Genomic DNA, 20,686 nt, shown 5'->3' with positions numbered 1-20,686 from the left:
GTGGGGTGTAGTCACATGAGTGAGGATTCCGACGACACCGACCGCAAATTTGCCACGAACAGCGTCCACGCCGGCCAGGAACCCGACCCGACCACCGGTGCGCGCGCCCCGCCGATCTACCAGACAACGTCCTACGAGTTCGACGATACTGATCACGCGGCCTCGCTGTTCGGATTAGAGGAGTTCGGAAACATCTACTCGCGGATTATGAACCCGACGAACGCGATGCTCGAGGAGCGCATCGCGACGCTCGAGGGTGGCGTTGGCGCGCTCGCGACAGCGTCGGGCATGGCCGCGTTCGATCTGGCGACGTTCATCCTCGCGGACGTCGGGGACAACATCGTCTCGGCGTCTTCGCTCTACGGCGGCACGTACACCTACCTCACGCACACCGTCGCGAAGCGCGGCATCGACACGAAGTTCGTCGACACGCTCGACTACGACGCCTACGCGGAAGCCATCGATGACGACACCGCGTTCGTCCATCTCGAAACGATCGGCAATCCGGCGCTTGTCACGCCCGACATCGAACGAATTGCGGACATCGCACACGACCACAACGTGCCACTGTTCGTCGACAACACGTTCGCGACGCCGCATCTGTGCCGGCCGCTGGAGCACGGCGCGGATCTGGTCTGGAACTCGACAACGAAGTGGATCCACGGCGCGGGGACGACGGTCGGCGGGATACTGGTTGACGGCGGCTCGTTCCCGTGGGACGAGGGTGACTATCCCGAAATCTCGGAGCCGAACCCGGCCTACCACGGCGTCAACTTCTACGAAACCTTTGGCGAGCAGGCGTTCTCCATCGTCGCGCGAACCCGCGGCCTACGCGACCTGGGCAACCAGCAGTCACCCTTTGACGCCTGGACGACGCTGCAGAAACTCGAGTCGCTCCCCCTGCGGATGGAAAAACACTGCGAGAACGCGATGGCCGTCGCGGAGTTCCTCGAGGACCACGACGCGGTCGACTGGGTGAACTACCCCGGCCTCGAGAGCCACGAGACGCACGAGGAAGCGAGCAAGTACCTCGAAGGTGGCTACGGTGGCATGATCACGTTCGGCCCCGAGGGCGGCTACGACGCCGCGGAAACGGTCTGTAACGAGGTCGAGTTGTTCAGCCTCCTGGCCAACGTCGGCGACGCGAAGTCGCTGATTATCCACCCCGCGAGCACGACCCACCAGCAACTCACCGAGGAGGAGAAACTCGCAAGCGGCACGACGGACGATCTCCTGCGCCTCTCCGTCGGCATCGAGGATGTCGACGACATCATCGCGGATCTCGAGCAGGCACTCGAGTCAGCGTAACTACCGACTCGAGCGGAGGACGCAGTTTTCTCGCCGGTTGTGGCCGACGGTCGCCACTCCGTTCCGTTCGAAACCGCGGTCGGTCCAATGTCGTTCAGAGCCGTCCGAAGGGAGGTGGGTTTATATTCTGATACCGTTACCGTACAACGAAGCAGCGGGTGTATGAACTCAACGAACCGTATGCGACGATGGACGACGGTCACTGTCGAGTTGCCACGCGAGCGCGGCTCCGACTCGGTGCTTGTGGACGCGATCTCGTACGGCCAGCCAGCAATCGATCGCCCGGTCTCGAAATCGAACGAGCGTCGAACCGTGGTCGAAGCGGGCCGACGGTGGATGTCGGATATCCTCCCCATGGAGTACGGAGCGTCGGACGAACCGAGTGATGAGCCCCTGGACACGCTCACGCTCCGAAACGAACTCCGAGATCGTCTCGGTGCGGTGGCAATCTCGTCGGAGCACGGAAATCTCGTCGTCCGAGTCGGACAGCAGTCGCCGACCGACCCTGTCGAAATGGTGTTCGATCCGACGCCGGTGATCGATTCGGTCCCCGACGGTGTCGACCGTTTTCTCACTCTCGAGTTCGATCCCGACGATGGAACAGTCGGGCGATTGTACGAACGGGATGGCCCGACAGCGTCGCTCCTCGAGACGTATCACGGCCGACCGAGACACCACGCGACCGACGTTGTCGCCGATGTCTACCGCGATCACGAATTCAGGGGCGGCACTCGATCGCACATCGACACGACCATTCGCCGGTCCGACGTTGCCCTGCTCGTCCGGACGGGGGACAAGGGTGTCCGACTGCACGCGGCCCAGGACTGCTGGGAGGAACACACCTCCAACATCCACAGAAACCCGACCACGGGTGAGACGAAAAATATCGTTCGCGAGCCGTTCGATGCGACAGAGCGAGCGCTCCTTCTCGAGGCAATCGAGGACTCGACCGAACTGACCGTGTTGCGTGGGCGGGCGCTCAAGGCGCTGGCCGGCCACGTCCTGAACCCGTATCTTACCGCCGACGGATCGGAGCGGTCCGACGAGACGGTCGAGCGGGCCATCGCCGCCCAGGACGGGCCGACCACCGGTTCGTTCGATCTCGGGGTCGATCCCGAACAGGCCGAAACCGTCCTCGAGATCATTGCGACGTGGCTCGAGGCGGATACGCAAGACGACCGTGACGACGATTGAACGAGAGATGCGACCGCGGCGCTCTGGATATCGCCGCACTGGGACCTGTACGCTCCCGCCGACTTGCGACGTCGGATCTGGACGACCCTCGACCGACTGGGCGTTCGAACCCTTGTCGAGAACAGCGTCCGGGACGGGGCGTTGTTTAACTGGCCCTACGGGTAACTCCGTTCTCACGGCCCCTCTTCCCTCGCTATTAAGGTGTCGCGGGTTCGATCCACTCGGTATGGCGACAGGGTTACTTACCGACGAGGCGGCGGAGCAGATCGTGACGACCTGCCGGACGGCCGTCGGCGATAGCTTCCGCTCGGCGACCTACTTCACTCGCGACGATTACGAACAGCTGTATCTTCGCGAGGACTTAGAGCGCGATGCCGACCTCTCGACGTTCATCGGCCACGAGTGGCGTGGGTTTACGACCGCCCAGACGGCCTACGAAAATTCCGAACTCGGCGACTACAACTACACGATTCGCGTCTTTGACAACGGCTTTTTGATCCGCGTGACCAACGAGAGCGAAGGTGTCCTCGTTACGACGGACGGACTCACGCTCAAGGACTTCGAAGAAGTTGCGACGGCGCTCAACTCGTTTCTCGGCGAGCGAGCACTCGATTAACGCTCCGGTTGGTTAGTTGGTTGGGCGCGGTCCGTATCATCGCGATGATCGCGGTCGCGTCCCCCCTCGAGGGGACCACTCGAGTGGGTGCCGATCGGCAACCCACTCCCGAGTTCGCCATCGATACCGAGGAGTCGGGCGAACCGGCGTCGTTCGGCAGCATGTCTATCGAGACTCATGCCGACAAAAAACGGCAATATCCGTTGTAGTTATGTAGCCCATTTGGTCCAGAAACTACTGGCTACGGTCGTGAAACGATCCCGCCGCAGTCGGGCGGTTTTCTGGTTTTAATGGTTTTATAGACCGAAACAGTCGTCCGATTCAGGTCGGAACGTAACACCCTTTTTCGTGACGCCCGTTATGCAAATAATGACCGACCTCCCGGACCCCGTCGCTCGCGAACTCGAGTCACACGACGCGTTCGAACCGACTACCGACGACGACAGCTACGAACTCACGACGACCGTCTTCGACGCGACCGTCACCGCGACCGAGGCGGAAGGAAAGCGAGACGGTGCATTTCGCGTAACCGTGACGCTCCCGACGCTCGATACCGCCGTCGCGGGCGAAGCCGTTGCTCCCGTCGTCGAGGACGGCTGGTTCGAGACGCTCGAGCGTCGCCTCGAGGACGTCTTCACCGTCGCGCACACGACCACGAACGACGAGCCGGCGATCGAGCGCGATGCGACCGACGTTACTGTGACTCTCGAGTACGTTGCCTGGGACGCCGGCGAAGGCGCCGACGACGCCAAAGCCCTGATCGAGTACGTCGAGGGCACCTACGCGCAGGGGATCATCCCCGGCTACGAGTATCAGGGGGCGGCGGCGACGCTGCTCGAGAACGCCCAGAGCCGCGGTCAGCAGGCCAGCGAGGGCGAGAGCGGCGGCATGCCGATGTAGAACGACAGCGGAAAAGTTCGTTCTAGTCCATCGCGATGTACGTCTTCGTATCCGTCACGCCCTCGAGTCCCTGCACACCCGAGGAGACGGCCTCGAGGACGTTGTACACCTCGGGAGCATCGATCTCCGCGATAATATCGTACGTGCCCGCGACGATGTGGGCGTCGGAGACCGACTCGACGTCCCGAATCGACTCGAGAAGTCCCTCGGACTTCCCGGCGGCCGTCTTGATCATAATAAACGCATGAACCATTCTCGACGGTGTGGTACACTTTCGCATGACTAAAACCTTTGCCCGTCTTACAACACTGTTCGACTAGTTGGCATGGTAATTCGGCGCAAGCTTATTGCCGGGGGGAAGCGTACTCCGGTGCATGCGGTTCGTGATCATCGGGGCAGGACGAGTTGGCCTGCGCACGGCGCGCGTTCTTCGAGAAGAGGGCCACGAGGTGTCGGTAATCGAACGAGACGAGGCGATGATACGTCGGGCCCGCAATCAGGAGTTCGCCGTCGTCGAAGGTGACGGCTCACACGAGGATGTCCTCGAGGAAGCCGGCATCGCCGACGCTGATGCGCTGGGCGCGCTGACCGGCGATCTGAACGTCAACTTCACGGCGTGTATGATCGCCAACCACTACGGCTGTCGGACGATTATGCGCATCGACGAGGCCTACCGCGAGGGGATTTACCGCAAGTACGCCGACGAAGTTGACGAAGTGATCTACCCCGAACGCCTCGGTGCCATCGGCGCGAAAAACGCCCTGCTCGGCGGCACCATCCGCGCCATCGCGGATATCGCGCCGCACCTGCAGGTCGTCGAACTCACGATTGCAAACGGAGCCCCGGTCAACGGCTACACGATCAGCGAACTGCAACTGCCCGCCCGCGCGACCGTGCTCGCCTTCGGCAAACGCGACCAGGACCTCGGGCTGCCGGACGAAGACCTCTCGCTCGAGGACGGCGACCGACTCGTCGTGCTCGCGGATTACGACGTGCTGAGCCAGGTCCGCCAGCTGCTCGTTGGCGAATCGGACGCACAGGCGGCCGCAAACGCGGGTTCGGACGCGACGTCGGGCACTGGAGGTGTCAACTGATGGTAACCGCATTCATCATGGTCAAAGCGAACACGGGCGAGGCGGATCGGCTCCGAGACAGTATCGAATCGATCGACGGCGTCCAGTCGGCACACATCGTCGCCGGCGACGTCGACATCATTGCGAAAGCCAGCGTCGAGACGCCCGCAGCGGTCAAGGAAATCGCTGCGACCCAGATTCAGGGCATCGACGGCATCGAGGACACACAGACGTACATCGCGATGGACTAGAGGAACCCAGCTTTTACCCTGCAGTCTGCCGCGCTGACGGCAGCAGAGCTGCCGCACAGCGCGGTGTCCCTCGGTAAAACCTGGACCAAAAGCACTCCTCTTTCCGTTCTCTCACTCCTTCCAGTCGTTCGCTCACATCAGTCGTCGGCCCGCTCGCTCCCTACGATCGCTCGCGGTGATTTTCTGGGCAATAGCCTGCCCTTCTCCGGGTCGCGCGCCTCTCGCAGTGCTCGGGTCGTGCTCCCGGCCGTAGAATCCATTCAGAGATCGAACGATCGTTCACTACAACTGCGTACTTACCGCATTCTATGAGCGAAACCTACAAAGACAGCTAAAATATATGGGATCATGTATCGCTAATGGAAGAGGGCTCACTTACGCAGAACATTAAACGACGCATCCGAAACCGGATATTGCTGGTATTTGTTTTTACCACAATCATTCTCGGTAGCAATTGGATTGGTTTATGGGATATATTTGGTATTTTTGATTGGAATACTGTGTCTAGTGCAGAAAGACGGGTTTATTTTGCTGTTATAATCACAGTGCTAACCTCGGTGATGTGGATCGTCTTCGGTCTTTTCGGGATTATACGACTTTACAAATGGCTGAAAAGCTAACATTCAGGCATACGAGAGAGCGTCATGGAACTGGTTCGTAGCCTCTCTATGACTACCTGACAAACAGTAAGTACAGCATCTGTACTTCTCGGTCGATAGCAAACCCGTTCTCAATGGAGAACAGTTCCGTTACTCCTCACCAACGACATCGGCCAGCACGTCCTGTACGTCCTCAAGCACTCGTGCCGGCTCCTGCATCGCATCCACGCGAACGAACCGGTCCGGGTCGCGCTCGAGCACCCGTTCGTAGTTCGCGCGCACCGACTCGAGGTAGTCTGCGTGTTCGAACTTGTTCGTCGCGCCGGCGCGCTCCGCGGCCGTCTCGGGGTCGAGATCGAGGTAGATCGTCAGGTCGGGATCGATAGTGAACGGCTCGTGGATGTCGACGACGTACTCGAGGGGATCGACCTCGAGGCGGTCATACGACTCGAGAGTCGCGCCCTGGTATGCGTAGCGGGAGTCCGAGTAGCGATCGGAGACCACGAGGTCGCCGCGCTCGAGCGCCGGTTCGATTACGCGCGAGAGGTGGTCGGCGTGATCGGCGGTGTAGAGAAACAGTTCCGCGAGCGAGTCGGCCTCGTCGTCGTCGATCGATCGGTAGACGGCGTCGCCGTACCAGGAGTCGTTCGTCGGTTCGCGAGTGAACGTCGCGTCGGGGTAAGAGTCCTGTAGGGCCTCCCAGACCGTCGTCTTGCCGCTGCCGTCCAATCCCTCGAGCGTGACCAGCATGCTCGCACCTCGTAGAGAGAGCTACAACTATCTGTCGAGAACCGTCGCGTACCAAACCACGGAGGCGATCAGCTATTTATCGCTGCGCGAGGATATTCAGTGTATGAAGGTGCTCGTCGCCGGCGGCACTGGTTTCATCGGGATGAATCTCTGTACGGAACTCGACGACCGCGGCCACGACGTGACGGCGCTCGCTCGCGATCCCAGCGACGCCGACCTTCCGGAGGGGGTCGACCGTGCGATGGGCGACGCCAGCGCCTACGACTCCATCGTCGACACCGTCGCGGGCCACGACGCCGTCGTCAATCTCGTCTCGCTCTCGCCGCTGTACAAGCCGCCGGGCGACCTCGACCACGAGACCGTCCACCTCGGCGGTACGGCCAATCTCGTTCGAGCCGCCGAAGAGGGTGGCGTCGATCGATTCGTCCAGATGAGCGGACTCGGCGCGGATCCGGACGCGCCCACCGACTTCCTTCGGGCGAAGGGGAACGCTGAGAACGTCGTCCGCGACTCACACCTCGCGTGGACGATCTTCCGCCCTTCCGTCGTCTTCGGCGACGGCGCGGAGTTCCTCGAGTTCACCAAACAGGTCACGACGCCGTACGTGACGGGACTTCCGAACGGCGGCGAAACGCGATTCCAGCCCATCTGGATCGGCGACGTAGTTCCCATGCTCGCTGACGCGCTCGCGGACTCCAGACACGTCGGCGAGATCTACGAAATCGCCGGTCCGCAGATCGTCACGCTCGCGGACGCGACGCGGCTGGCCTACGCGGCCGAGGGGAAATCCGTCAAAATCCTCTCGGTCCCCCTCTCAATGGCGAAACTCGGGCTGACCGCGGCCGGCGCGGTTCCGTTCGTTCCGTTCGGCCCGGATCAGGCCCGCTCGCTCGAAATAAACAACACCGTCGTCACCAACGACGTGAGCGCATTCGGCGTCTCGGAGGACGAACTGACGACGCTCGGCGCGTATCTCGAGGTCGGTATCCACGAGCCTCGAGAGCCACAGCCCGAATCCGCCTGAGACGTTCAGTGTCTGCTTGACGTATTCAATTGCTGGCTGATATGATCTCGAGGCGACTGACACGTTCGACGCCGGTCTGAAATCGGTCGGTCGACGTATCGGCGGCTTGCGGTTCTGTACGGCGAACTCAAGGGTGGACAGATTGGCCCAAAAATTTAGTATAAAGAACAGAACTGACATCGAAACCGACTCGTTTCTCGCGAGTTTTTTCGAGCCGAAATCCACCGCCTGCATCCGATTTCCCGGAACACAAAAGAAGAAGAGACATTCAACTCAACAAAAGACTTATGCCCTTGATCACTCTGTACCAATTCAACGGAGCCCCCTGACAAATTATGAAGCTGGCGATGATCGGATTCGGACAGGCTGGTGGCAAGATCGTCGATCGATTCCTCGATTACGACGATCGGACGGGTAGCGGAATCGTCCGCGCGGCGATAGCCGTCAACTCCGCGAAAGCGGACCTCATCGGTCTCGATAATATTCCGGAGGAGAACCGCGTACTCATCGGCCAGGCCCGCGTAAAGGGCCACGGCGTGGGTGCAGACAACGAACTCGGCGCGGAAGTCGCCGAGGAGGACATCGACGAGGTGCAAAACGCTATCGACGCGATTCCGACCCACGAGGTTGACGCGTTCCTGGTCGTCGCCGGTATGGGCGGCGGAACCGGATCCGGCGGTGCACCCGTCCTCGCCAAACACTTAAAGCGTATCTACACGATTCCTGTCTACGGTCTCGGCGTGCTCCCGGGCACGGACGAGGGTGGGATCTACACCCTCAACGCGGCCAGATCGTTCCAGACCTTCGTCCGCGAAGTGGACAATCTGATGGTCTTCGACAACGACTCCTGGCGACAGACCGGCGAGTCCGTCGAAGGCGGCTACGATCAAATTAACGAGGAGATCGTCCGACGATTCGGCATTCTCTTCGGTGCAGGTGAGGTCGGTGATGGACAGGAAGTCGCCGAGAGCGTCGTCGACTCCTCGGAAATCATCAACACGCTCTCGGGCGGCGGCGTCTCGACCGTCGGCTTCGCCAGCGAGGAAGTCGACCTGAACACGAGCGGTGGTCTACTCTCGCGCTTTACCGGCGACGGTGGCGGCAGCACCGACGATTTGGACGCCGCGAACACGACCAACCGCATCACGAGCCTCGTCCGCAAGGCCGCACTCGGGCGGCTGACGCTCCCGTGTGAGATCGAAGGCACCGAGCGCGCGCTGCTCGTCGTCTCCGGTCCGTCGGAGTATCTCAACCGGAAAGGCATCGAGCGCGGGCGGAAGTGGCTCGAGGAGGAAACGGGAAGCATGGAAGTTCGCGGTGGCGACTTCCCGCGAGAAGAGCCGGAAGTGGCCGCAGCACTTCTGCTCTCGGGCGTGACGAACGTTCCGCGAATCAAGCGTCTCCAGCAGGTCGCCATCGAGGCCCAGGAGAACATGGACGACATCCAGCAAGAGAGCGAGGAGAACCTCGAAGAACTCGTCGAAGACGACGAGGACGAACTCGAGCCGCTGTTTTAGGCTCACCGTTCTTTTGTGGCTCGACGACCCCAGCGGCCGCGCTCGTGTCGGGGGGCACGATAGTGATGTCTGGTGTCGACGAATTCGGTGTCTTGCTGTGCGTTCGGTCTCGGCTTCGACGTGTTTTTGCCCGCGTCCGGACAACCTTCGATAGATGCACGTCGTCGTCCCGTTCGCCGCGACCGACCCGAAGACGCGCCTCGAGTCGGTGCTCTCCCCCACGGAGCGGGCGGCGTTCGCACGGGCCATGCTCGCGGATGTCCTGTGTTCGATCGTTGAAGCGGGCCGGGAGCCGACGGTGGTGGCGACGGCAGCGATCGATCCCGCCGAACTCGACCTTCCGACGCACGTTCTCGAGTCGGTGTCGGTCGCAGTGGACGACCGCCCGCTCACCGACGCGGTCAACGCGCGTCTGCCGAGCAAGACCGACAGTGGGGACAACGACGGTGACACGGACGACGCCGTCGCCGTTGTCATGGCCGACCTTGCGCTCGCGACGACCGACGCGCTCGCGGACCTCTTCGCGGCCGGTGGCGAGGTCGCCATCACTCCCGGTCGGGGCGGCGGCACGAACGCACTCGTCGTTCGCCACCCCGGGTTTCGGGTGGACTACCACGGGGCGTCCTATCTGGACCACCGCAAGATCGCAGAGGAAGTGGGTGCAAGCCTCGAGACGATCGATTCCTTCCGGCTGGCGACCGATATCGACGAACCCGACGATCTCGTCGAGGTGCTCGTCCACGGCGACGAGCGCACTCGCGCACTCGCGACGCTTCGCGATTTTGGATTCGAACTCGAGCGACGGGACGGCCGCGTTGGCGTCGCCAGACGCGGGGCTGATGACTCGACGCGGGAACGGTAGCCGGGACCGAGCGACGAGCGACATTCGAAAGAAGTGAAGCCTTATGTGTCGAGCGACGCCACTCTGCAGTAATGTTCCCCGGGGCGAGCGAGTACGGCGTCGACATCGCAGTCGACGACGCGGCGGTCGACCATCTCCTTTCAGTCACGCCCGACGACGCCGAGGCACCGCCGGCGTTGACCTTCGCGCGAAACGTCTTCGTCCCGCTGACGACGGCGTGTCGCTACACCTGTACCTACTGTACGTACTTCGACGCGCCCGGACAGGCCTCCCTCCTCACGCTCGAGGAAGTCCGTGACATCTGTGCTCGCGGGGCCGACGCTGGCTGTACGGAGGCCCTCTTTACGTTCGGAGACGATCCCGACGACCGCTACACCGAGATCCACGAGCAACTCGAGGAGTGGGGCCACGACTCCATTCACACCTACCTGCGCGAGGCCTGCGAGGTCGCCCTCGAGGAAGGCCTCCTGCCCCACGCCAATCCGGGCGACCAGACGCGCGATCAGCTGGCCGAGGTCGCGGACGTCAACGCCAGTATGGGCGTGATGCTCGAGACGACGGCCGAGGTCGGCGCTCACGCCGGCCCCCGGCGGAAAGAGCCGGGACAGCGCCTGCGGACGATCAAAAACGCGGGCGAACTCGACGTCGCCTTCACGACGGGCATTCTGGTCGGCATCGGCGAGACGTGGCGCGATCGTGCGGAGAGCCTGCTCGCGATTCGTGAGTTACACGCACGCTACGACCATATCCAGGAGGTGATCGTCCAGCCCGTGATGAACAACGAGCGCTGGTCGGACGGCTCGCCCGACCTCGAGACGATGCGCCGGGTGACGGCGATGGCCCGCGTCGCCTTGCCCGAGGAGATTTCAGTGCAGGTGCCGCCGAACCTCGCGCCCGCCCGCGACCTGATCGACTGCGGCGTCGACGATCTCGGCGGGGTGTCTCCGATCACGGACGATCATGTCAACCCCGACTACAAATGGCCCGCGCTGCGCGAACTCGAGGAGATCGCGGCCGCCGCCGACTTGCCGCTCGGCGAACGGCTGCCGGTCTACGAACGGTTCCTGCCGGCCGACCTGCGAACCGACGGCTTCGACGGCGTGGCCGCCGACGGAACGGCCGAGGCGGGCGACGGTCGTGACCCGAACGCGGATCGCGAGTGGATCTCCCCGACGATTCGCGAGGCGCTCGAGGCTGACGGCGACGCTGGCGAACGGTATCGGTCGGTGCTTCGAAGCGAGACGACTGCGGTGTCGCGGTAGCGAATCCGATTCGGCGGTACGGCCGCGTCTCGAGCGACGGCGCTCATCTCACCGACGCTACTGGAAGATCGACAGCCGCGAGAGGTAGAAGATCAGCAACGCGACGGCGAACACCAGTCCGATAATTCGCAGCCCGCCGGCGATGCACGTCCGCTCTTTCGGCAGGAGTTCCGGAATCCCCAGCAACAGCCACAGTACGCCGAAGTGGAGTGCTGACGATGTTCCTACCGCGCCGACAAGGCCGTAGAACGCGTACAGTCCGAGGAAAAAGAGACCGATGGCGATCAACAGTCCTCCCGACTGCCATCCGTCGGGCTCTCTGAACAGTCCTCTTATCATACTGGTTCGTTGGTATCAACCGACAAATCGTTGTCGAGCGGATCGCTGCAGTATCGGTCACGCTGAGCATCTGTTGTAGTCCTCTCATCGACCCGTCCCTCGAGTTTCGTGAACGACGCCGAAACAGTCGTCAAAAGAACGCTTCGTGAACCGCAAGCCCTTCGCTCTCGAGAACTGGCCCCTCGACCGTCGTCAATCCATTGCCTCGCTCGATCACTTCTTCGCAGGGGATTTCGATCACCCCATCGTCCCGAATCGCCGCGAGCGAGTCGACGGAGACGCTGTAGACGACCCGCCCGAGTCCCGCGTAGACGATCGCGCTCGCACACATTGGACACGGCTCCGTGCTGGTGTACATCGTACACGCCTCGCGCTCGCCCGGCTCGAGTTCGCGGGCGGCCCACCGCGCCAGTTTGAATTCCGGATGGGCGGCGATATCGTCGTCGGTGCGAGTCGTGTTTTCGGCCGTCCGGACGACCGCGTCGTCGACGACGAGCAGTGATCCGAACGGCGTGTTTCCGTTGTCGACCGCGGACTGTGCGAGGTCGATCGCGTCTCGGATGAAGGACTCGTCGGGTGGCATGGATCGCCCTTCGTCGCCGGCGGTAAAACGCCTGTCTCTACCCCGGCGATCAGGTACAGGAGAAGCCGCCGTCGACGACGAGCGCCTGCCCGGTGATCCAGTCGGCCTCGTCGCTCGCCAGGAACAACATCGCGTTGGCGACGTCCTCCGGCCGACCGAGTCGCTTCAGCGGGTAGTACTTCGACATCTCCGCCTTGGTCGCTTCCCACTCCTCCTCGGTGCGATTCTCTCGAGGCATCGCCGTATCCGTCACGCCCGGACAGACCGCGTTCGCGCGCACGCCGTGGGGACCGACCTCCGCGGCGACCGTGCGCGTGAAGTTGACGACGGCCCCTTTGGTCAGCGAGTAGGCCCCGAGCTGTGGCGCGCCGATGACGCCCGCGAGCGACGCCGTGTTGACGATCGCTCCCGACCCCTGCTCCTTGAAGTGGGGGATGGCGGCGTGACAGCCGTTCCAGACGCCCTTGACGTTGACGTCGATGATTCGGTCGCGCTCGTCCTCGTCGATATCCTCGACGTTCGCGCGCTGGTGGCTGACCCCCGCGTTGTTGAGCACGATATCGAGGCCGTACTCCGCGACCGTCTCGTCGATAGCCGCGTGGACCGCGTCCGCGTCGGTAACGTCGAGTTCGAGTGCGGTTCCCGCCTGGCCCGCCGCTTCGACGCGTCCGATCGTCTCCTCAGCGCCCTCGAGGTTGATATCGGCACCGACGACCGTCGCACCCTCCTCGGCGAACAGGTGCGCGGCTTCGCGGCCCAGTCCGGATCCGGATCCCGTGATAAATGCTGTCTTGCCTTCGAGTCGCATACGCACACGTTTCCGAGAACCATGATAAAGCATCGCTCCGCGGTACCGGGCTGCCGCCTCGAGTGGAACGGGTCACCGACCGGGCCTGAGCCGATCTTCCGATTCGTTCGGACTATCAGTCGTAGTACGATTTCTTTATTCAGAATGGTTCGTGAAATCGCGTTCAGTATAGGTGATGAACATCCCGAATAACTCTGACAGGGAATACAGTCCTCAACATTGAGATTGAGAAAAGTATTTGAGTTTACAATTAAAATGTGAATTATGACAGAGACAAACAATTGGGAACCTGATTTAAAACATGATTTGTTGATAATCGTTGGAGTGGTGGTTTTCGCTGCTGTTCTCTTTTATGGATACATTCTCGGAGAATTACTACTTGCCCTTATAGTGACACTTCTGTTAATAGTTATTAGAGTACTATATAAAATTCTCACAGCTATTTTGCATATTGAAGAGTCACTCTCAATCGAACAGTAAGCACGTGTAGTGATCGAACTCCTGGTTCCAGTTTCAGGTGAGGTACTGAATAAAGAAACCACACTACTATCTACTGCTATCGAATGTGGAACCGCTTCGAACCGGTCTCAGTGAGCGTCGCCGACTCGTGCAGCGTCACGACCTGGCCCGTCGGCGTCGACTCGACCTCGGCGCTGGCGTCGATCGACTCGAGGGTACCGAGCAACTGGGCTTTCGGCGGTTTCTGGGCGGCTCCGCAGTCGTAAATCGTCAGCAGGCCGCCGTCTCTCGGCTCGCGGTCGTAGACGACGACGTGGGCGTGGTTCGGCAGCCGCCAGTTCCCGTCGTCGAGCGGTACGAGGTGGTTCACACCCTCATCTACGACCGGAATCCGCAAAAACCCGTCCCCCGATTTGTCGTTCGACTTCGCCCGTCAGTCGTCGGCCGGCACCGTTCGCTCCGCGCGCTCGTCCGCGTCGAGCAGCGGCGTCCCGTCGGCTTTCGGGCCGAGTTGCGGACCGAACGGCGGATCGTCGGGATCGATGACGCGGCGCGTCTCGTAGTCGGTCGAGCGCTCGACCGGAACGCGGCCGATCGAGGTGATCATTTCGACGTAATCCTCGAACGAACGGAACTCGCCGTGTTCGCCGCCGGCGCGGGTCGTGATCTCTTCCGAGAGGATCGTCCCCATGTAGTCGTCGGCGCCACAGGAGAGCATCTTCAGCCCCTGTTCGTCGCCGTACTTGACCCACGACGACTGGACGTGGTCGATATTGTCGAGGAAGAGGCGGGCGACGGCGATCATGAGTTCGTCCTCGTCGATGCTCGCCCCGCCGGAGACGACGTCGTGTTCGAACAGGGGCGTGTTCTGGTGGACGAACGAAAGCGGCACGAACTCCGTGATTGCGCCGTCGACGCGCTCTTGGAGGTCGCGAACCCGTTTCAGGTGCATCGCGCGGTGGGCCTCGTTGTCGACGTGGCCGTACATGATCGTCGCAGTGAGTCCGAGGCCGACGTTCGCGGCGGCCTCCATCGCCTCGAGCCAGTCGTCAGTCCCGATCTTGCCGGGACAGATGACGTCCCGGACCTCGTCGACGAGAATTTCGGCGGCTGTGCCGGGAACCGTGTCGAGTCCGGCATCTTTGAGACGGCCGTAGACCTCCTCGTAGGACCAGTCGGTACCCCGTCGGGCGTGGTAGCCCTCTTCGGGCGTCATCGAGTGGACGTGGACGTCGTCGACGCTCATCGCCTCCATCTGCTCGGCGTAGGTGCCGGGATCGGTCGCGTATCGTTCGGGCGGCTTGTAGTTGACTTCTTTCGGCTCGGGGTGGGCCTCGAGGATTTCGCGGTGTTCCTCGTCGAGTGTGAACGCGGGGTGGAGACCGGAGACGGAGGTGACCTCGTAGACGCCACGTTCGACGGCATCCGCGACGATTTCGCGCGATTCGCCGGGCGTCTTCGTAAAGCCCGCCGTTTCGACCTCGCTGTCCCGTTCGAAGGTGTGTGCCGCGTCCTTGAAGTTACAGAACAGACAGCCCACGTTGCAGGCCGTCGTGACGTTGTTGTTAATATTCGCGACGAAGGTAACCTCGTCGCCGACGACCTCGGCGCGCCGTCGGTCGGCCGCCTCGAGCACCCGCTCCTTGCGCGTCCGATCGATGCCTTCGATGTCCGTTCCCGTCGTGAGTAACTCGATGGCGTCGTCGACCGTCAGTCGGTCGCCGGCGCGTGATTTCTCGAGTGCGTTCTCGAACGACTGGTCGGTCTCGGGAACGTGCTCGAACACGAGGTCTGCCTCCGTCACCGGTCGCTCCATCGGCGTATCAATACCAGTACAGCGAGAAAAGCGTGTGGATTGTGGAGCGATTCGACCAATCGAGCGATCAGCCCGGCGTTGTTGGGCGTCGGTATCGACGAGGTGTCGGTCGACGCCGCGATCCTCGTCATCGTCGGCATCCTACTCGTCGCCGCGTCGGTGATCGTCGGCGTCTCGCTCGCCGAGCGACGCCAATTCAGCGGATCGTGAGGCGAATTTCGGTGGACTCGAGGTGCCACCGGATACTGAAACCTTCTTAGGGTCCGGCCACGGCAACTGGGGTATGAACCGCGGCGGCGGCTACGTCCTGAGGTGTCTCGTATGACGAGTGTCAAAGAGTTCCGCATCGAAGAGGCGGCAACCAACGAGGAACTCGGCGAAGGCTCGTTCGTCTTCACCGACGCTTACTCAGTGTTCGACTGGGGACAGATGCCCGACCAGATCCCCGAGAAGGGCGCGAGCCTCTGTGCGATGGGCGCGTTCAACTTCGAACTGCTCGAGTCCGAGGGCGTCCCGACCCATTACCGCGGTGTTGTCGAAGACGGTGAGGTCATCCCCCTCGCCGAGTCGTCGCGCCCGCCGTGGGAGATGGCCATCGATCTCACGCAGGTACCCGACCTGCCCAACGAGGGTCGGGAGTACGACTACGACCACTACCACGACGCGGCCGGCGAGAATTACCTAATCCCGCTCGAGGTCGTCTTCCGCAATCGCGTGCCGGTCGGCTCGAGCCTCCGTCGGCGGACCAATCCCGCGGACCACAGTCTCGAGTTCGAGAGCTGGCCCGAGGAGGCCGTCGACCTCGCAGAGCCGATCGTCGAATTCACGACGAAGTACGAGGAGGGCGACCGGCAACTCGGTCGCGAGGAGGCTGATACCATCGCCGGACGGGCCGATATCGAGGCCCTCGAGTCCGTCGCTCGCGAGGTCAACCGGATCGTCACCGAGCAGGCCGAGTCGGCCGGGCTGGTCCACGAAGACGGCAAGATCGAGTGTCTGTACTACCAGGGCGAGATCCGCGTCGCGGACGTCGTCGGCACGTTCGACGAGAACCGCTTCAGCTACGAGGGCACCCAGCTTTCGAAGGAGGTCCTCCGCCAGCATCACAAGCGCACCCAGCCCGAGTGGGTTCAGGCCGTCGAGGCCGCGAAAGCCGAAGCGAAGCAGGAGGACGTCGCGGATTGGAAGTCCCTCTGTGACGAGTCACCCGAATCCCTCGAGGAGGGCGTCCTCGAGACGGCGCGGGATCTCTACTGTGCCGGCGCGAACGCCTACACCGGCCAGGAGCTGTTCGACGCGCCGCCGCTTTCGAGTGCGATCGGTGCCGTCCAGCGGCTGTAGCGGCGGAGCTTTTCCCTTCGTCCCGATTTGGTCACCCGGCTCGTCTCGACTCGATTCGGCGGTTTCGACCTGTGACTTTCGCCGTCCCTGCCAACGTTCACTCCACGCGCTGTCACGACGGGGGTCTCGTTGACTCGACGCTGTGTTGGTGCGGAGTCGGTCGGTTTTATCCCCTAACTGTGTCGTTCGCTACCCATTCTCATCCCATGTCTGAAAGGTAATCCTCATATCGACTGGCCCAATACCATACGCTCGAGTACCGATGTCCCTCGCTGCCAGTGGAATCGTCACGAGCATCGTCCCGTTTGACCCAACGTACGGTATCGCGATCGTCGCGAGCGTCATGCTCGCCGTGATCGTCTGTTCGATGGTCTTCTTCGCCGTTGCACCACTCGTCTCCGACTCGTGGGCCGACCAGTTGAGCGCCACGAGCACGTCGTCGGCAACGCCGAGTGCCGAGCCGAGCGACGACTGAAGTTAGCTCTCGTTTTTTTGCGGGTGGGTTCCTCTTCGAGGAGATCCTCTCTCGAGGCGTGTTTCCGTTCATCCGAATCGAACGGCGTCGGGCCGGACCGAATCGGGGATCGACGTTATGATCCTTCGGAACCAGTCTCGCGTACGAGCATGGAGATCACGGTGTATGGGCCGTTGCGAAGCGCGACCGGAGAGAAGACGGTGTCGCTCGAGTTTGATGGTGACACCGTTGTAGATGCGATCGACGAGTTCGCAAACGCGTATCCGCGAGCGGTGCAGTACCTCTACGACGACGGTACCGAACTGCGACCGAGCGTCAGGGTCTCGGTCGACGGCGAGCGCGCGCGGCTCGAGGAGCCGGTTTCGGACGACGCGTCGCTGGCGCTGGTGCCGGCCGTTCAGGGTGGCTCTCAAAAATAATGAACGGCTGTTCGATCTCGACCGTTACGTCTCTCGAACAGCAGAGTCGAACGAAACGAGCGTTCTGCTCGTACTGGCAGCTAGGCGGGCCACGCCCTCCCCAACCGATTTCTCCGCACGGCGCGAGGCGCCGTGTGGATGGTTCGCGGAACCGCTGGTTCCGCGCTAACGCTCGTTCCCGTTGGTCGCTCGCACATCCACAGGAAGACGCTTCGCGTCTTCCACGCAGTCGCTCGTAATATTTGCTCACGGGCCGTGCGCGGCGCTACGCGCCGCGAACTCGAGGCGGTGCAACCGCCTCGTAGCGCCCGTTCGAAGAGTCTGCGGGACCTTTGGTCCCGCACTACTCGCGAGGACCTCGCACGACTTCGACCCACGTCTCGCTGATCGCTCGCCGTGGTACAGCCCGCGCCACCGCAGTGAGACGAGCCGGTCTATCGATCTGGCTCTACAGCCCGTACTGCTCACGTACCAGATGGTCGATACCCCGATCCTCGAGCACATCCATCGGCGCGAGCAGGTCGAGTTGCACGACGCCGGGGAGCCGCCCGATCTGGACGCCGCCGGTGAACGTACACCGCGAACGGACCTCGCCCTCGCTCATCTCGAGGAGGTCGGTGGCCCGGTCGAAGGCGTTCTGCGTGGCGTCGTTGACCGTCGCGCCGGAGCCGATCACCTGGATCGGCCCCATATCGTCCTCAACGTCGACGCCGTGCTGTGCGCCGAGTTCGCGGCCTGCCTCGCGCTCTTCGTCGCTGTAGGGTTTGCTGATGAACGGGAGGTCCTCTTCGGGCGGCAAGAGGAGGGGGCCGTCGAGTTCGAGGCCCTCAATGACCTCGACGTCCATCGTAACCGTCCCGCTGACGTCGGTCGTGTGCAGGGAGAGTTCGCCGTCGCCCTGATTCGCGTGGAGGTCGCCGACGTAGACGCCGGCCCCGTCGATCTTGACGGGACAGATCAGCGTTGCGCCGGGTCGGACCTGCGGGATGTCCATGTGGCCGTCGGTTCGATCCTCGAGGTCGGCTTCGGTCTCGACGCCGTAGTCGTGTTCGGCTCCGATGAGGAACTGGCCGAAGTCGCCCGCGTTGTGCGAGTCGGGCATCGTAACCGGCGGCGTAGTGCCGACGTTGCCGATGAACGGTCGAAGCCGTCCAAGGGTCCCGGGCATCTCGTCGGGTTCGTACAAGAGGATGGGATGCTGGCGGGAGTTCTCGGGAATGTCCATCACCTCGGCGGCGTCTTTTGCGAGTTCGTGTGCGCCGTCCTCGTCGAGCGTGATCCCCACCGTTCGATCGTCGTCGAACGCGACGGTGTAGCCGTACTCGAAGCCAAAGGAGGAGGCGTTCGCACCGCACTCCACACATTTGATCGACTCCTCGCCGGTTCCCTCGACGATGGTCTCGGGCCACTCGGTGCCACACTCCGGACAGCGGTGGTCGACGAACGGGTCATCTCCGAAGGCGTCCTCCCGTTCGGCCATCGACCCCGTGCTCGTCGCCATGCTCGTCACCTCGACATCCCGAATGTGGAGCGCGACCGCGTCTCCGACTGACGCCCCCTCGACGCGAATCGGTCGGGTGACCTCGTGGCCGCCGCGGAACTCGGGCGTTACCATCGGGCCCCAGCAGCCCGGCGGCGTGTACGTCTCGATCGTCCCGCCGTCCGCGACGGTTCCCGCCCACTCCTGGTCCGGACCGATCAGTCCAAGTGTGTACTGATCCACGAACAGTTTCTGTTGGGCCTCTCGTCCCTCTTGTTGTGTCATGCCATACCAAACTACGGCGCCGCCCTGAATAAGACTACTGTCGCTGGAACCCGCGTTTCGGTCCCATCTCCCGTTGATTTTGACAGGCGAATCCTCGAGCGCGCCGACCACAACGTCGCCGGCTACGATCGCGACGAATTCGTCTAGCGTACTGACGGGGGCGAGGTCGAGAACCTGAAGGGGCAACTCCACGCGGAGCTCCAGCCGCTGTTCGAAGACGTGGCGGTCGAGCCGGAAACGTCTGATCGAGCGCAACTCGCCACCGCGCGGGCGTCGGGGCGTCCCTTTTTCCCCGTCTGAATGGGGATTGCCCGCAGACTGCCGCCGTTATCCCTCGGGCCACTCGTCGGCGGAGAGCGGCTCACCCTGCAGGAAGGCTTCGATACCGTCTCGCGCGTCGTCCGTCGCACAGAGCTCCGCGAACCGCGCGTTCGAGTAGTCGAGCGCTTCCCCGTAGTCCCGGTCGACCATCTCGTAGAACGCCGTCTTCCCCATCCCGATCGCCGTCGGACTCTTCGATGCCACGGTCTCGGCGAGTTCCATCGCCGCCGTCACGTGTTCCCCGTCGGGCGCGACGCGGTTGAGCAGCCCCCACTCGAGTGCGGTCTCGGCGTCGATCAGGTCGCCGGTCAAAAGCAACTCGAGACACCGCTTTCTGGTGAGCGACTCCATCAGCGGTACGGCCGGTCCCATACAGAACAGGCCGACTTTTGGAGCCGTCGCTCCGAACTTGGTCCCCTCGGCGGCGACGGCCAGATCGCAGGCGGCGACCAGACCGATCCCGTTGGCCGCTGCGTGGCCGTGCGCGGCGGCGATCACGGGAGTCTGCATCTCGGTCACGGTGTGGAACGGTTCTTCCATCAGCGTCACCCATTCCTCATATTCCGCTTCGGTGTCGTGATCGCGGTACTCGGAGAGATCGATACCGGCCGAAAAGGTCTCGCCTGCACCGTCGACGACGATCGCTCGCACGTCGGACGCGTCATCGAGCGAGCGGAGCGCCTCGTCGAGTCCCTGTGCGAGTTCCGTACTGAACGTGTTCATCGCGTCCGGACGAGAGAGCGTGATACGACCGATACGTCCGTCGTGGCTGATCTCGACGGCCGTCGGCTGGCTGGTCGGTGGAGCATTGGATTCCATACGAGGTCTGTTCGTGGTTCGTCCCGTAGCGTGATAACTATAGTAGCCACTGCAAGTCAATGCACACCTGATCGCACGACAGCTGTGCGATCAGTGTGTAAATAGTTGCAGTTGTTACTATATCACTCTGGACCGATTGTGACGCGCCGACTCCACCCTCACGTCGCTGCTCACCGACGCGCGAC

The 20,686-nt window shown here is 62.5% G+C and carries 25 protein-coding genes; 15 read left to right on the top strand and 10 right to left on the bottom strand.

Going from position 1 to position 20,686, the window contains the following annotated elements; translation table 11 throughout:
• The first annotated feature begins 15 nt into the window (after positions 1-15).
• From NATTI_RS0106100 to NATTI_RS0106090, 3 genes are all read left to right on the top strand, one after another.
• The gene (locus tag NATTI_RS0106100) at positions 16-1,308 is read left to right on the top strand and encodes an O-acetylhomoserine aminocarboxypropyltransferase/cysteine synthase family protein (protein ID WP_006088929.1); all 1,293 of its coding nucleotides are present in this window, start codon (positions 16-18) and stop codon (positions 1,306-1,308) included.
• A 162-nt stretch (positions 1,309-1,470) separates the two neighbouring features.
• Positions 1,471-2,502, top strand: coding sequence for a hypothetical protein (locus tag NATTI_RS0106095; protein ID WP_241434274.1), 1,032 nt, complete (start codon positions 1,471-1,473; stop codon positions 2,500-2,502).
• 226 nt (positions 2,503-2,728) lie between these two features.
• Positions 2,729-3,118, top strand: a complete 390-nt coding sequence (locus NATTI_RS0106090) for a DUF7522 family protein (RefSeq protein WP_006088934.1) — start codon at positions 2,729-2,731, stop codon at positions 3,116-3,118.
• Here the strand turns inward: NATTI_RS0106090 and NATTI_RS25235 are convergent.
• The gene (locus tag NATTI_RS25235) at positions 3,115-3,297 is read right to left on the bottom strand and encodes a hypothetical protein (RefSeq protein WP_081603645.1); all 183 of its coding nucleotides are present in this window, start codon (positions 3,295-3,297) and stop codon (positions 3,115-3,117) included. The genes NATTI_RS0106090 and NATTI_RS25235 overlap by 4 nt on opposite strands.
• A 190-nt stretch (positions 3,298-3,487) precedes the next feature.
• Here NATTI_RS25235 and NATTI_RS0106080 point away from each other — a divergent pair, with 190 nt between their 5' ends.
• Positions 3,488-4,018 (top strand): DUF5813 family protein, encoded by a 531-nt coding sequence (locus tag NATTI_RS0106080; protein ID WP_006088937.1) that lies wholly within the window; start codon positions 3,488-3,490, stop codon positions 4,016-4,018.
• Between the two features lie 22 nt (positions 4,019-4,040).
• Here NATTI_RS0106080 and NATTI_RS0106075 read toward each other — a convergent pair whose 3' ends face one another.
• Complete coding sequence (locus NATTI_RS0106075) at positions 4,041-4,271, bottom strand: Lrp/AsnC ligand binding domain-containing protein (RefSeq protein WP_027119077.1); 231 nt, start codon at positions 4,269-4,271, stop codon at positions 4,041-4,043.
• Between the two features lie 121 nt (positions 4,272-4,392).
• On the opposite strand from NATTI_RS0106075, the gene NATTI_RS0106070 reads away from it, so the two are divergent.
• The gene (locus tag NATTI_RS0106070; protein ID WP_006088940.1) at positions 4,393-5,112 is read left to right on the top strand and encodes a potassium channel family protein; all 720 of its coding nucleotides are present in this window, start codon (positions 4,393-4,395) and stop codon (positions 5,110-5,112) included.
• The gene (locus NATTI_RS0106065) at positions 5,112-5,342 is read left to right on the top strand and encodes an Lrp/AsnC family transcriptional regulator (protein ID WP_006088941.1); all 231 of its coding nucleotides are present in this window, start codon (positions 5,112-5,114) and stop codon (positions 5,340-5,342) included. The genes NATTI_RS0106070 and NATTI_RS0106065 overlap by 1 nt, the downstream gene beginning before the upstream one ends.
• A gap of 749 nt (positions 5,343-6,091) precedes the next feature.
• Here NATTI_RS0106065 and tmk read toward each other — a convergent pair.
• Positions 6,092-6,691 (bottom strand): dTMP kinase, encoded by a 600-nt coding sequence (gene tmk, locus NATTI_RS0106060; protein ID WP_006088943.1) that lies wholly within the window; start codon positions 6,689-6,691, stop codon positions 6,092-6,094.
• Between the two features lie 103 nt (positions 6,692-6,794).
• On the opposite strand from tmk, the gene NATTI_RS0106055 reads away from it, so the two are divergent.
• The 4 genes from NATTI_RS0106055 to cofG all read left to right on the top strand — a co-directional run bounded on the left by NATTI_RS0106055 (position 6,795) and on the right by cofG (position 11,356).
• Positions 6,795-7,715, top strand: a complete 921-nt coding sequence (locus tag NATTI_RS0106055; protein WP_027119076.1) for a complex I NDUFA9 subunit family protein — start codon at positions 6,795-6,797, stop codon at positions 7,713-7,715.
• Positions 7,716-8,050: 335 nt separating this feature from the next.
• Complete coding sequence (locus NATTI_RS0106050; protein ID WP_006088947.1) at positions 8,051-9,232, top strand: tubulin/FtsZ family protein; 1,182 nt, start codon at positions 8,051-8,053, stop codon at positions 9,230-9,232.
• A 154-nt stretch (positions 9,233-9,386) separates the two neighbouring features.
• Positions 9,387-10,094, top strand: coding sequence for a 2-phospho-L-lactate guanylyltransferase (cofC, locus tag NATTI_RS0106045; protein WP_006088948.1), 708 nt, complete (start codon positions 9,387-9,389; stop codon positions 10,092-10,094).
• Between the two features lie 71 nt (positions 10,095-10,165).
• Positions 10,166-11,356: a 7,8-didemethyl-8-hydroxy-5-deazariboflavin synthase subunit CofG gene (cofG, locus tag NATTI_RS0106040; RefSeq protein WP_006088950.1), complete on the top strand. Its 1,191-nt coding sequence runs from the start codon at positions 10,166-10,168 to the stop codon at positions 11,354-11,356.
• 57 nt (positions 11,357-11,413) lie between these two features.
• On the opposite strand, the gene NATTI_RS0106035 is transcribed toward cofG, so the two are convergent.
• From NATTI_RS0106035 to NATTI_RS0106025, 3 genes are all read right to left on the bottom strand, one after another.
• A complete protein-coding gene (locus NATTI_RS0106035) occupies positions 11,414-11,695 on the bottom strand; it encodes a hypothetical protein (protein ID WP_241434275.1) in 282 nt (93 codons plus the stop codon).
• A gap of 130 nt (positions 11,696-11,825) precedes the next feature.
• The gene (locus tag NATTI_RS0106030; RefSeq protein WP_006088952.1) at positions 11,826-12,278 is read right to left on the bottom strand and encodes a nucleoside deaminase; all 453 of its coding nucleotides are present in this window, start codon (positions 12,276-12,278) and stop codon (positions 11,826-11,828) included.
• Positions 12,279-12,327: 49 nt separating this feature from the next.
• A complete protein-coding gene (locus NATTI_RS0106025; RefSeq protein ID WP_006088953.1) occupies positions 12,328-13,086 on the bottom strand; it encodes an SDR family NAD(P)-dependent oxidoreductase in 759 nt (252 codons plus the stop codon).
• Between the two features lie 264 nt (positions 13,087-13,350).
• On the opposite strand from NATTI_RS0106025, the gene NATTI_RS26020 reads away from it, so the two are divergent.
• Positions 13,351-13,566: a hypothetical protein gene (locus NATTI_RS26020; protein WP_152423931.1), complete on the top strand. Its 216-nt coding sequence runs from the start codon at positions 13,351-13,353 to the stop codon at positions 13,564-13,566.
• A 76-nt stretch (positions 13,567-13,642) separates the two neighbouring features.
• Here NATTI_RS26020 and NATTI_RS0106020 read toward each other — a convergent pair whose 3' ends face one another.
• On the bottom strand, positions 13,643-13,915 hold the full coding sequence (locus NATTI_RS0106020) for a hypothetical protein (protein ID WP_019991676.1): 273 nt from the start codon (positions 13,913-13,915) through the stop codon (positions 13,643-13,645).
• A gap of 63 nt (positions 13,916-13,978) precedes the next feature.
• On the bottom strand, positions 13,979-15,361 hold the full coding sequence (gene cofH, locus NATTI_RS0106015; protein ID WP_006088955.1) for a 7,8-didemethyl-8-hydroxy-5-deazariboflavin synthase subunit CofH: 1,383 nt from the start codon (positions 15,359-15,361) through the stop codon (positions 13,979-13,981).
• A 39-nt stretch (positions 15,362-15,400) separates the two neighbouring features.
• Between cofH and NATTI_RS26015 the strand changes: the two genes are divergently transcribed.
• From NATTI_RS26015 to NATTI_RS0105995, 4 genes are all read left to right on the top strand, one after another.
• Positions 15,401-15,571: a hypothetical protein gene (locus tag NATTI_RS26015; RefSeq protein WP_154658238.1), complete on the top strand. Its 171-nt coding sequence runs from the start codon at positions 15,401-15,403 to the stop codon at positions 15,569-15,571.
• A gap of 111 nt (positions 15,572-15,682) precedes the next feature.
• Positions 15,683-16,702: a phosphoribosylaminoimidazolesuccinocarboxamide synthase gene (locus tag NATTI_RS0106005; RefSeq protein WP_006088956.1), complete on the top strand. Its 1,020-nt coding sequence runs from the start codon at positions 15,683-15,685 to the stop codon at positions 16,700-16,702.
• 262 nt (positions 16,703-16,964) lie between these two features.
• On the top strand, positions 16,965-17,177 hold the full coding sequence (locus NATTI_RS0106000; protein ID WP_006088957.1) for a hypothetical protein: 213 nt from the start codon (positions 16,965-16,967) through the stop codon (positions 17,175-17,177).
• 149 nt (positions 17,178-17,326) lie between these two features.
• A complete protein-coding gene (locus NATTI_RS0105995) occupies positions 17,327-17,596 on the top strand; it encodes a ubiquitin-like small modifier protein 1 (protein ID WP_006088958.1) in 270 nt (89 codons plus the stop codon).
• 448 nt (positions 17,597-18,044) lie between these two features.
• Here the strand turns inward: NATTI_RS0105995 and NATTI_RS0105990 are convergent, their stop codons facing one another.
• Positions 18,045-19,361 carry an acetamidase/formamidase family protein gene (locus tag NATTI_RS0105990; protein ID WP_027119075.1) on the bottom strand — a complete coding sequence of 439 codons (1,317 nt, stop codon included), beginning with the start codon at positions 19,359-19,361 and terminating at the stop codon, positions 18,045-18,047.
• 327 nt (positions 19,362-19,688) lie between these two features.
• Positions 19,689-20,501: an enoyl-CoA hydratase/isomerase family protein gene (locus NATTI_RS0105985; RefSeq protein WP_006088960.1), complete on the bottom strand. Its 813-nt coding sequence runs from the start codon at positions 20,499-20,501 to the stop codon at positions 19,689-19,691.
• Between the last annotated feature and the right edge of the window lie 185 nt (positions 20,502-20,686).

This window comes from Natronorubrum tibetense GA33, from assembly GCF_000383975.1.
Lineage (GTDB): Archaea > Halobacteriota > Halobacteria > Halobacteriales > Natrialbaceae > Natronorubrum > Natronorubrum tibetense.
Note: the sequence above shows the minus strand (reverse complement) of the source record. Positions and strands in the feature narration are given on the sequence as shown.